Origin of the sequence: Bacillus cereus group sp. BfR-BA-01453, assembly GCF_022662915.1 — a bacterium.
Taxonomy (GTDB): domain Bacteria; phylum Bacillota; class Bacilli; order Bacillales; family Bacillaceae_G; genus Bacillus_A; species Bacillus_A paranthracis.
The window spans coordinates 41057-53794 of sequence record NZ_JAKUEN010000001.1 but is presented as its reverse complement, the minus strand read 5'-3'; the positions used below and the strand labels follow the sequence as shown (position 1 = coordinate 53794).

Sequence of the window (12738 nt, the reverse complement as noted above, 5' to 3'; positions counted from 1 at the left end):
TTCAATGTACATGCCGACAGTCTTTTTTCATTCATAGCAAGGGGAGGTGAAATCATGAGTAGTACAGTTTGGATACTCATCTCCATTTTGCTTGCAACAGTCGGTGCAGTTGTTGGCTTTTTTGTTCGAAAGTCTATTGCTGAAGCGAAGATTAATGGTGCAGTCAATGAAGCGAAACGTATTCTAGACGAAGCGAATCGTGAGGCTGAAGCACTTAAGAAAGAAGCGCTTTTAGAAGCAAAGGATGAAATTCATACACTTCGTACAGAAGCTGAATTAGAAATTCGTGACCGTAGAAGCGAATTACAAAAACAAGAAAATCGTTTAATGCAAAAAGAAGAGAACCTTGATCGTAAAGACGAAACGCTCGATAAACGCGAGCAACAGTTAGAAAAGAAAGAGGATTCTCTTGTAGCGAGACAACAACAGATTGAAGAGTTGGAAAGCAAAGTGGGAGAGTTAGTTCAAAAGCAACAAACAGAATTAGAGCGCATTTCCAATCTGACACGCGAACAAGCGAAAGCAATTATTCTTGGTAAAGTAGAAAGTGAAGTTTCTCATGAAATTGCCGTAATGGTAAAAGAAAGTGAAGTTCGTGCGAAAGAAGAAGCAGATAAGAAAGCAAAAGAGATTTTATCTCTTGCAATGCAGAGATGTGCAGCTGATCATGTTGCTGAAACAACCGTTTCGGTTGTAAATCTTCCAAATGACGAAATGAAGGGACGTATTATCGGACGTGAAGGTCGAAATATTCGTACGTTAGAAACGCTAACAGGTATTGACCTAATTATCGATGATACACCAGAAGCGGTTATCCTATCTGGATTCGACCCAATTCGTCGTGAAACAGCTCGTATCGCTCTTGATAAACTAGTACAGGACGGACGTATTCACCCAGCGCGTATTGAAGAGATGGTCGAAAAATCAAGACGTGAAGTGGACGAGTATATTCGCGAAGTCGGAGAGCAAACAACGTTTGAAGTGGGTGTTCACGGATTACATCCAGATTTAATTAAGATTTTAGGTCGTTTGAAATACCGTACAAGTTACGGGCAAAACGTCTTAAAACACTCTATGGAAGTGGCATATTTAACTGGACTTATGGCAGCAGAGCTTGGTGAGGATGAAAAACTAGCAAGACGTGCTGGTCTATTACATGATATCGGTAAAGCGATTGACCATGAAGTAGAAGGTAGCCACGTTGAAATTGGTGTTGAACTCGCAACGAAATATAAAGAGCATCCTGTAGTTATAAACAGTATTGCATCTCACCACGGAGACACAGAACCAACTTCTATCATTGCAGTTTTAGTTGCAGCAGCAGATGCATTATCAGCTGCAAGACCTGGAGCTCGTAGTGAAACACTTGAGAACTATATTCGTCGTCTTGAAAAGTTAGAAGAGATTTCAGAGTCTTATGAAGGCGTAGAAAAATCTTTCGCAATTCAAGCAGGACGAGAAGTTCGTATTCTGGTAAAACCAGATACAATTGATGATTTAGAAGCTCATCGTTTAGCTCGTGATATTCGAAAACGTATTGAAAATGAACTGGATTACCCAGGGCATATTAAAGTAACTGTTATTCGTGAAACACGTGCAGTGGAATACGCAAAATAAAGTGGTGAAACACCACTTTATTTTTTTGTGTTGGAATTGGTTAAAATAAAGGAAATTAGTTATACCTAGCATACAAGTGAAACAAACTTATAATAAATATATTGTAAGATAATTACTTGAAGCTATAGTAATAAAAAATGTAGTACATAGGAAGGGTAAGACATATGAGAATATTATTTGTTGGGGATGTAGTAGGATCTCCTGGTAGAGGTATGATTCAACAATACGTACCGGCATTAAAGAAGAAATATACACCTACAGTAACCATTATTAATGGGGAAAATGCAGCAGGTGGACGTGGAATTACGGAAAAAATATACCGAAACTTTTTAGAATGCGGAGCACAAGCGGTTACACTTGGAAATCACGCTTGGGATAACCGTGAAGTATTTGAATTTATTGATGATGCAAAATATCTTGCAAGACCAGCTAACTTCCCAGAAGGCACTCCAGGAAAAGGGCTTATTTTTGTGAACTGTAATGGAACAGAAGTTGCAGTTATTAACTTACAAGGACGTACGTTCCTTCCTCCAATTGATTGTCCATTCCGTAAAGTGGATGAATTAATTAACATTGCGAAAAAACGTACGAATATTATTTTTGTTGATTTCCATGCGGAAACTACAAGCGAAAAACAAGCGTTAGGTTGGTATGTAGATGGTCGTGCTACAGCGGTAGTAGGTACACATACGCATGTTCCTACAGCAGATAATCGCATTTTACCAAGCGGAACGGCATATATCACAGATGTTGGTATGACAGGGCCGTACGATGGAATTTTAGGTATGGACCGAGAAGCAGTATTGAAGAAGTTTTTAACAAACTTACCAGTACGATTTGAAGTGACAAATGGTAGAACACAATTAAGTGCAGTGCTAATTGATGTGGACCCTAATACGGGAAAAGCTAAGAAAATTGAGCGTATTTTAATTAATGATGATCAGCCATTTTTTGAGTAATTCCTATTAAAATTTAGATAAGTTATTATTTTTTAATTTTTTAGAAAAATTACAGAAATTTAGCAGGAATACGTGTCATTCCTCGTGAATATAAGTTAAAGTGAAATAATTGCTAATACTTTTTATAGAAACGAGGAGGAAACGCGGAATGGAAATATTAAAAGTTAAAGCAACGTCGGTCCCTAATTCTGTAGCTGGTGCACTTGCAGGTGTTATTCGCGAACGCGGAACAGCAGAAATTCAAGCCATTGGTGCAGGTGCATTGAACCAAGCGGTAAAGGCAGTAGCAATTGCAAGAGGATTTGTAGCGCCTAGTGGTTTGGACCTGATTTGTATCCCAGCGTTTACGGATATTATGATTGATGGGGAAGAGCGTACAGCAATAAAATTAATTGTAGAACCTCGTTAAGTTTAAACAACCTGTTTGCAGTATGCAAACAGGTTGTTTTTATAATGGAGGAATGAAATGAAAATTTTTGATGCCCATTGTGATGTACTCTTTCAGTTATGGAATGCGAAGGGGAAAAAGGATTTTAAACATGATTCGCAATTACATATTACGTTTGAACAGTTAAAGAGAAGAAAAGGAAGTATACAATGTTTTGCTATATATGTGCCAGAAACAGTGGCATATGAAAACCGATTTGAAGTGGCATTACAAATGGTAGATATTTTTTATAATGAAATTTTATCCCTACCAGGTGTTAAGTTTATTCAGACAAAAGATGATATGAACATGTTAAAACAGGACGAGATTGGAGCGATATTAACACTAGAAGGATGTGAAGCACTTGGAAAAGATGCAATGAAATTACGGTTGTTGTATCGCCTAGGAGTACGTTCTTTTGGACTAACATGGAATTATGCCAATCTATTAGCTGATGGTGCGCTAGAGACACGTGGGGCAGGTTTAACGACTTCTGGTAAATATGTTGTACAAGAACTGAATGCGTTACATGTATGGACTGATGTGTCTCATTTGAATGAAAGAAGTTTTTGGGATGTTATAGAAATTGCAAAAAATCCTATTGCTTCCCACTCAAATTGTATGAAACTTTGCCAGCATCCACGTAATTTAAACGATGAACAACTTAAAGCTCTTATAAAGCGAAATGGCATGATCGGTGTCACTTTTGTACCGCAGTTTCTAACAAATGAAAAACAAGCGAATGTAGCAGATATAGTAAGACATATCGAATATATTTGTTCATTAGGTGGAGAGAACAATATAGGGTTTGGTTCGGATTTTGATGGGATAGTAGAAACAGTTGTAAATGTATCAGCGTATCGAGATTATGAAAATGTAATTAACGAGCTTTGTAAACACTATGCTGCATCTACTGTAGAGCGATTTTTATATGATAATTTTGTTGAACATATAAGCTTTTAAAATTTTTGTTTTAAAAATCCAGAAAAATTAGAATTAATTCATTTGATATTATTGCTTTTTTTAAGACCTAATACTAGAATGAAAAACAAAATAGCTTTATACTAAAGATTCAGGGAAATCAGAAGAGGCATAATTTGCGTCCATTGTAGTTTATTTGCATAAAAAATGCTAAACTATTACTGTAAAAAATACACTACAATGAATGCAGCCAAAAGGGGTGTAGGAGATGATTAGTCAACTTTCATGGAAAGTTGGAGGCCAACAAGGTGAAGGAATTGAAAGTACAGGAGAAATCTTCTGTATTGCATTAAACCGATTAGGATATTACCTATACGGTTACCGCCACTTCTCATCACGTATAAAAGGCGGCCATACAAATAATAAAATTCGTGTAAGTACAACAGAAGTACGCGCGATCTCAGATGATTTAGATATTTTAATTGCTTTTGATCAAGAAACAATTGATTTTAACTTCCACGAACTACGTCCGGGCGGGATTGTAGTTGCAGATGCGAAATTTAATCCGACAATACCTGACAATACAGATGTAAATCTATATGTGATACCGTTTACAGATATTGCTTCAGAATTAGGCACATCATTAATGAAAAACATGGTTGCTGTTGGAGCATCAAGTGCGGTATTAGGATTAGATGAAACAGCTTATTTAGATGTTGTTGAAGAGATCTTTGGTCGTAAAGGAGAGCAAGTCGTTCAAAAGAACATGGACGCAATTAAGCGCGGCTCTCAATATATGAAAGAGTTACTAGGTGAGAAAGTAAACATGATGCAGCTTGAAAAAGCTGATGGTCAGAAGCGCATGTTTATGATTGGGAACGATGCGATCGCATTTGGTGCAGTAGCTGGTGGTGCTCGCTTTATGTCTGCATATCCAATTACACCTGCATCTGAAATTATGGAATACTTAATTAAAAAATTGCCAAAAGTCGGCGGAACAGTAATCCAAACTGAGGATGAAATTGCAGCTTGTACAATGGCAATCGGTGCAAACTATGCTGGTGTTCGTACATTAACTGCATCTGCTGGTCCAGGTCTATCTTTAATGATGGAAGCGATTGGTTTAGCAGGTATTACAGAAACGCCATTAGTAATTGTTGATACACAACGTGGTGGTCCAAGTACAGGATTACCAACGAAACAAGAGCAGTCTGATTTAATGGCAATGATTTACGGTACGCACGGTGAAATTCCAAAAATCGTAATGGCGCCAAGTACAGTGGAAGAAGCTTTCTATGATATTGTAGAAGCGTTTAACTTATCTGAAGAATATCAAGTACCTGTTATTTTCTTAACAGATTTACAGCTTTCTTTAGGGAAACAGACAGTAGAACCACTTAAGTTAGATAAAGTGGAAATTCGTCGTGGTAAGCTTGATTTAGAAGCGGAATTACCAGAACGTGAAAATAAAGCATACTTCAAGCGTTATGAAGTAACAGAAGATGGCGTTTCACCACGTGTTTTACCTGGTATGAAAAATGGTGTTCACCATGTTACAGGTGTAGAACATGATGAAACTGGTAAACCATCTGAATCAGCATTAAACCGTAAAGATCAAATGGACAAACGTTTCCGTAAAATGGAGAACTTGAAGTTTAATACCCCTGTTTATAAAAATGTTAAGCATGAAGAAGCAGACGTATTGCTTGTTGGATTTAACTCAACTCGTGGTGCGATCGAAGAAGCAATGGAGCGCTTAGAACAAGAGGGTATGAAAGTAAACCATGCTCATGTGCGTTTAATTCACCCGTTCCCAACAGCTGAAATCGATCCACTTGTGAAAAATGCGAAGCGTGTTGTAGTGGTAGAAAACAATGCAACAGGTCAACTTGCTAACATTATGAAAATGAATCTTGGTAACGGTGAGAAAATTTCTAGTCTTTTAAAATATGATGGGAACCCATTCTTGCCGAAAGAGATTTACAACGAATGCAAAAAAGGGGTTGTATTAAATGGCAACATTTAAGGACTTTCGTAACAGTGTAAAACCAAACTGGTGCCCAGGTTGCGGAGACTTCTCGGTGCAAGCTGCAATTCAACGTGCGGCAGCTAACGTTGGCTTAAATCCAGATGAACTTGCTGTTATTTCTGGTATCGGCTGTTCAGGTCGTATTTCAGGTTATATTAATTCATATGGTGTGCATAGTATTCATGGTCGTGCCCTTCCAATTGCACAAGGTGTAAAAATGGCAAACCGTGATTTAACAGTTATCGCATCAGGTGGTGACGGTGATGGATTTGCGATTGGTATGGGACATACGATCCATTCTATTCGTCGTAACATTGATATTACGTACATCGTAATGGATAACCAAATTTACGGATTAACAAAAGGGCAAACTTCACCACGTAGTGAAGCTGGATTTAAAACGAAAAGTACACCACAAGGTTCAATTGAACCGTCACTAAATGTTATGGAAATGGCTTTAACAGCTGGTGCAACATTTGTGGCGCAAAGCTTTTCAAGTGATTTAAAAGAATTAACACAAATTATTGAAGCTGGTATTAACCATAAAGGATTTTCATTAATTAACGTATTCAGCCCATGTGTTACTTACAATAAAGTAAATACTTACGATTGGTTTAAAGAGAATTTAACAAAACTAAGTACAGTAGAGGGATATGATCCGTCTAATCGCATGATGGCTATGCAAACATTAATGGAAAACAACGGATTAGTAACAGGGTTAATTTATCAAAATACAGCGCAGCCTTCATACCAAGAACTGGTAAAAGGATATAGTGAGAAGCCTTTAGTGCAATCTGATTTAAACATGGATCAGAAAATGTTTGATGAGCTTGTTGCTGAATTTATGTAATGTAAGAAGAGGAGGTTGCCATTTGGCAGCCTTTTTTAATAAGTAAAAATATAAAGCAGTCTTATTTACTTGGAAAATTCAGAATGGTAAAATAATATGTAAATCGTTGTATGAAAATTGCATGTTCATTAACTAGGAAATGTAATAATAGGATAAGCCTTCTTCTTTGTAAAAATTGGCGAAACACTTCATACTATGGTAATGTGTATAGGGATAAAGCAATATGCTTTTGAGTAGGACAAAAGAAATACAAAAAGGGAATGTCTATTTGTGTGGGGAAGACTTCATTCTTATAGATGATTAGATTGATTACTCAAGTTTCAAAGGACAAGTATCTCTCAAGCTATCTAACCATTTTTGAGGTGGGTCTAAGCGCATTAAAATGGACTATAGAGTGTGTATAGTTAAGGGTGAAAGGAGATTACCGATGAACGAGCAACAACGATTAGCAAGTCAACAAGTGAATTCCTCTACGAAAAAAGAAGAGAAAGATTATAGCAAATACTTTGAAAGTGTATACCAACCACCTTCCTTAAAAGACGCGAAAAAGCGAGGGAAAGAAGAAGTTAAAATTGAACGGGATTTTGGCTTACCTGAAGAGTTTCGCAATTTCGGTACAGGAAGAAAGTTTTATATTCGTACATATGGTTGTCAAATGAATGAGCACGATACAGAAGTAATGGCGGGTATTTTCACTGCACTTGGATATGAACCAACCTTTTCAACTGAAGAAGCAGATGTAGTATTATTAAATACTTGTGCTATTCGTGAAAATGCTGAAAATAAAGTGTTCGGTGAACTAGGGCATTTAAAGGCACTAAAACGAAGAAATCCTGATCTTTTAATTGGTGTATGTGGTTGTATGTCCCAAGAGGAATCTGTTGTAAATAAAATTATGCAAAAAAATCAGCATGTAGATATGGTGTTTGGAACGCATAATATTCATAGATTACCGTACATTCTAAAAGATGCAATGTTCTCGAAGGAGACGGTAGTTGAAGTTTGGTCCAAAGAAGGAGACGTAATTGAAAATCTTCCGAAAGTACGTCGTGGTGATATTAAAGCTTGGGTAAATATTATGTATGGCTGTGATAAGTTCTGTACATATTGTATCGTACCGTATACACGCGGAAAAGAGCGAAGCAGACGTCCAGAAGACATTATCCAAGAGATTCGTCATTTAGCTGCGAATGGTTATAAAGAAATTACGTTACTTGGACAGAACGTAAATGCATATGGTAAAGACTTTGAAGATATAGAATACGGTCTTGGCGATTTAATGGACGAGCTCCGTAAAGTTGATATTGCCCGTATTCGTTTTACAACGAGCCATCCACGCGATTTCGATGATCACTTAATTGAAGTGCTTGGAAAAGGTGGCAACTTAGTAGAACATATTCACTTACCAGTTCAATCTGGAAGCACAGAAATGTTAAAAATTATGGCGCGTAAATATTCACGTGAGCATTATTTAGAGCTTGTAAGAAAAATTAAAGAAGCGATTCCAAACGCGGTATTAACAACTGATATTATTGTCGGTTTCCCGAATGAAACAGATGAGCAATTTGAAGAAACGATGTCGTTATATCGTGAAGTAGGGTTTGATACTGCCTTTACCTTTATTTATTCTCCGCGTGAAGGTACACCAGCTGCAAAAATGAAAGACAATGTACCGATGGAAGTAAAGAAAGAACGTCTTCAACGCTTAAATGCATTAGTAAATAAATTGGCAATTGAAAAGAATAATCGTTATAAAGGTCAAATTGTAGAAGTGTTAGTTGATGGAGAGAGTAAAAATAATCCAGAAGTACTTGCAGGTTATACTCGTACAAATAAACTTGTAAACTTTGTTGCTCCAAAGTCTTTAATTGGTCAGCTTGTGAAAGTAAAAGTAACGGATGCAAAAACTTGGTCTCTTAACGGAGAATTAGTTGAAGAGCCGATTGAGGTGGAATAATAGATGAAAGTATATTCGAAAGATGAAATTGTTGAGCAAGCGAAAGAATTGGCAAAAATGATTTCTGAAACAGAAGAAGTTGATTTCTTTAAGAAAGCAGAGGCACAAATTCATAAAAATGAAAATGTGAAGCGCGCAATTGATGAAATTAAAGCACTGCAAAAACAAGCAGTAAACTTGCAACATTACGGGAAATGGGAAGCTTTGAAAAAAGTAGAAGCTGAAATTGATGCCCTGCAAGATAAGTTAGATAGCATCCCAGTTGTACAAGAATTTAAATCTTCACAAACGTATGTAAATGACTTATTACAGCTAGTTGCAAGTACGATTTCTAACAACGTAACAGATGAAATATTAATTTCAACTAATGGCGATGTATTGAAGGGTGAAACGGGCGCAGCGGTAGAAAGTAAAAAAGGAAATTGTGGTTGTTAAAGAGATGTCGAATTGACATCTCTTTTTTTAGTGGATTAAACGTAAGTTCTTCTCAAAAAAAGAATGACACATTCCGCTATTGTCACGCATATGATTAAGTGAATAGTGATTGAGGAGGGTTACGAATGTCCGAATTTAGAGAGATTATTACAAAAGCAGTGGTTGGAAAAGGACGTAAGTATACAAAGTCAACGCATACATGTGAATCGAATAATGAGCCAACAAGTATTTTAGGGTGCTGGGTAATTAACCACTCGTACGAAGCAAGAAAGAGTGGAAAACATGTGGAAATTGAAGGTTTCTATGATGTGAACACTTGGTATTCATTCGATGGCAATACAAAGACAGAAGTTGTAACAGAACGTGTAAACTACACAGATGAAGTAAGCATTGGATATCGTGATAAAAACTTTTCTGGTGATGATTTAGAAATTATTGCTCGTGTCATTCAGCCACCAAATTGTTTAGAAGCTCTTGTATCACCAAATGGTAATAAAATTGTTGTAACGGTAGAACGTGAATTTGTAACAGAAGTAGTTGGCGAAACGAAAATTTGTGTAAGTGTAAACCCTGAAGGTTGTGTAGAATCAGATGATGCTTTCCAAATTGAAGATGATGAGTTTGAAGAGTTAGATCCGAACTTTATCGTTGATGCAGAAGAAGAGTAATAGAAAGCTAGGGAGAAGTTCTTCCTAGCTTTTTACTTTACATAAGTGGTGCTTAGATGAACATGATTGCTAATGAAATGTGCTATAATGAAGAAAGACTCCTGAAATAGGAGATAAGAGTGTCCGTGAAATGTGACATATATGAATATAGATTATTATGTAAGAATTATGGAGGATAAGTATGACGCAATATACGCCTATGATACAGCAATATTTAAAAGTTAAGGCAGACTATCAAGATGCCTTTTTATTTTTCCGCTTAGGTGATTTTTATGAAATGTTCTTTGAGGATGCGGTTAAAGCAGCCCACGAACTTGAAATTACATTAACGAGCCGAGACGGTGGTAGTAGTGAACGTATACCGATGTGCGGTGTACCGTATCATGCGGCTAAAAACTATATTGAACAACTTGTTGAAAAAGGATATAAAGTAGCGGTTTGTGAGCAAGTAGAAGACCCAAAAACAGCTAAAGGCGTAGTGCGCCGTGAAGTAGTACAATTAATTACGCCAGGAACGATGATGGAAGGGCGTACGATTGATGAGAAAGAAAATAACTTTTTAGCCGCATTAACACATTTTGAAGATGGATCATATGCGTTAGCTTGTAACGATTTAACGACTGGGCAAAATACAGTAACGTTATTGACTGGTTCAGTAGAAGATATTTTATTAGAAGTGTATGCAACTGGTTCGAAAGAAATTGTTGTAGATTCTTCCTTTTCTAAAGATGAACTAAACAAGTTAACGGAAACGTTAAAAATGACGATTTCATATGAAGATGCAACGGCAATTCCTGAAGGGCTAGAACATCTTGTGAAAAATGTTTCACAAGCAAAGTTAATTAAAGCAGTTGGGCGCTTATTTAACTATGTAATAAGAACGCAAAAACGTTCATTAGATCATTTACAACCAGTGGAAATTTATTATACGAATCAATTTATGAAGATTGATGTGCATTCAAAGCGAAATTTAGAGCTGACAGAAACACTTCGAACGAAAGAAAAAACAGGATCATTACTATGGCTATTAGATAAGACGAAGACTGCTATGGGTGGTCGTATGTTAAAACAGTGGATGGAACGTCCACTTATACAGAAGGAACGAATTGAAGAGCGTTTAGAAATGGTTGAAACGTTTGTAACTGATTACTTCTTGCGTGAAGATTTAAAAGAAAAGTTAAAAGAAGTATATGATTTAGAACGTTTAGCAGGGAAAGTTGCATTTGGTAATGTTAATGCACGGGACTTATTACAGTTAAGACGCTCGTTACTACAAGTGCCAGCTATTTTAGAAGCGATTAGTTTGTTAGATAACGCGTATGCAGCGAGATTAATTCAAGGTGCAGATCCATGTGAGAGCTTAACAGAATTACTAGGAAGAAGTATTCAAGAAAATCCACCGCTTTCTATTAAAGATGGAGATATTATTAAAGATGGTTATAATGACAAGCTTGATCAATATCGCTATGTGAGTAAAAACGGAAAAACGTGGATTGCTGAGCTTGAAAAACGAGAGCGTGATATTACAGGAATTAAATCGTTAAAAATCGGATACAACCGTATTTTCGGTTACTACATTGAAGTAACGAAAGCGAACCTTGGAGCATTACCAGAAGGCCGCTACGAGCGTAAACAAACGCTTGCTAATGCGGAACGTTTCATTACAGATGAACTAAAAGAAAAAGAAACATTAATCTTAGAAGCTGAAGAAAAAATTGTACAACTAGAATACGATTTATTTACAGCGCTTCGTGAAGAAGTAAAAGTATTTATTCCGAAATTACAGCATTTAGCGAAAGTAATTAGTGAATTAGACGTACTGCAAAGTTTTGCGACAGTGAGTGAAGAGGAACAGTTTGTAAAACCTGTACTAACAACGAAGCGTGAAATTTTCATTAAAGATGGTCGTCATCCTGTCGTAGAAAAAGTATTGAACGGGAAATTGTATGTACCGAATGATTGTATTATGCCAGAGAATATGGATGTATTTTTAATTACAGGACCGAACATGTCTGGTAAAAGTACGTATATGAGACAATTAGCACTTGTAACGGTTATGTCGCAAATTGGTTGTTTCGTACCAGCAACAGAAGCAGTATTACCTGTATTTGACCAAATCTTTACGAGAATTGGCGCGGCGGATGATTTAATTTCAGGTCAAAGTACATTTATGGTCGAAATGTTAGAAGCGAAAAATGCCATTGCAAACGCATCAGAAAGAAGTTTAATTTTATTCGATGAAATTGGACGCGGTACATCTACGTATGATGGTATGGCACTTGCACAAGCAATCATTGAACATATTCATGACCAAATTGGTGCGAAAACGTTATTCTCTACGCATTATCATGAATTGACCGTGTTAGAAGACAGTTTAGATCAACTGAAAAATGTACACGTTTCAGCTATTGAAGAGAACGGAAAAGTAGTATTCCTTCATAAAATTCAAGACGGGGCAGCTGATAAAAGTTACGGAATTCATGTTGCGCAACTTGCGGAGCTTCCAGATAGCTTAATCGCTCGAGCGAAAGAAGTGTTAGCGCAATTAGAAGGACAGGAAGAAATTATTATTCCGAAGCGTGTAGAAGTGAAAGCGCAAGAGCAAGAGCAAGAGCAAGAAGTAATTCCAGAACCTGTAGTTGTAAAAGAAGAACCAGTAGCAATAGAAGAAACGAAGGTAGACAATGAAGAAGAATCACAACTATCATTCTTTGGCACAGAGCAGTCTTCGAAAAAACAAGACAAGCCAGTTCTAGATGCAAAAGAAACAGCAGTACTTACGCAAATTAAAAAAATTGATTTACTTGATATGACACCTTTAGAAGCGATGAACGAACTGTATCGCTTACAAAAAAAGTTAAAGAAAGGATGAGTA

General features: G+C 36.7%; 10 protein-coding genes. All 10 read left to right on the top strand.

The window, feature by feature from the left end:
* Positions 1-54 precede the first annotated feature (54 nt).
* Entirely contained in the window at positions 55-1617 is a 1563-nt protein-coding gene (gene rny, locus MR070_RS00235; RefSeq protein WP_242260367.1) for a ribonuclease Y, read from the top strand.
* Positions 1618-1781: 164 nt separating this feature from the next.
* Positions 1782-2576 carry a TIGR00282 family metallophosphoesterase gene (locus MR070_RS00230; protein WP_001221095.1) on the top strand — a complete coding sequence of 265 codons (795 nt, stop codon included), beginning with the start codon at positions 1782-1784 and terminating at the stop codon, positions 2574-2576.
* Between the two features lie 148 nt (positions 2577-2724).
* A complete protein-coding gene (spoVS, locus tag MR070_RS00225) occupies positions 2725-2985 on the top strand; it encodes a stage V sporulation protein SpoVS (protein ID WP_000404341.1) in 261 nt (86 codons plus the stop codon).
* 57 nt (positions 2986-3042) lie between these two features.
* A complete protein-coding gene (locus MR070_RS00220) occupies positions 3043-3966 on the top strand; it encodes a dipeptidase (protein ID WP_242260365.1) in 924 nt (307 codons plus the stop codon).
* Positions 3967-4192: 226 nt separating this feature from the next.
* On the top strand, positions 4193-5950 hold the full coding sequence (locus tag MR070_RS00215; RefSeq protein ID WP_000625425.1) for a 2-oxoacid:acceptor oxidoreductase subunit alpha: 1758 nt from the start codon (positions 4193-4195) through the stop codon (positions 5948-5950).
* Positions 5937-6803 (top strand): 2-oxoacid:ferredoxin oxidoreductase subunit beta, encoded by an 867-nt coding sequence (locus MR070_RS00210; RefSeq protein ID WP_000190154.1) that lies wholly within the window; start codon positions 5937-5939, stop codon positions 6801-6803. Before MR070_RS00215 ends, MR070_RS00210 begins: the two co-directional genes overlap by 14 nt.
* 427 nt (positions 6804-7230) lie before the next feature.
* Positions 7231-8760 (top strand): tRNA (N6-isopentenyl adenosine(37)-C2)-methylthiotransferase MiaB, encoded by a 1530-nt coding sequence (gene miaB, locus MR070_RS00205; protein WP_001005403.1) that lies wholly within the window; start codon positions 7231-7233, stop codon positions 8758-8760.
* 3 nt (positions 8761-8763) lie between these two features.
* Positions 8764-9195 carry a YlbF/YmcA family competence regulator gene (locus MR070_RS00200; protein ID WP_000870462.1) on the top strand — a complete coding sequence of 144 codons (432 nt, stop codon included), beginning with the start codon at positions 8764-8766 and terminating at the stop codon, positions 9193-9195.
* A gap of 125 nt (positions 9196-9320) precedes the next feature.
* Entirely contained in the window at positions 9321-9863 is a 543-nt protein-coding gene (cotE, locus tag MR070_RS00195) for an outer spore coat protein CotE (protein ID WP_001288804.1), read from the top strand.
* Positions 9864-10044: 181 nt separating this feature from the next.
* Complete coding sequence (gene mutS, locus MR070_RS00190) at positions 10045-12735, top strand: DNA mismatch repair protein MutS (protein WP_242260363.1); 2691 nt, start codon at positions 10045-10047, stop codon at positions 12733-12735.
* Positions 12736-12738: the final 3 nt, after the last annotated feature.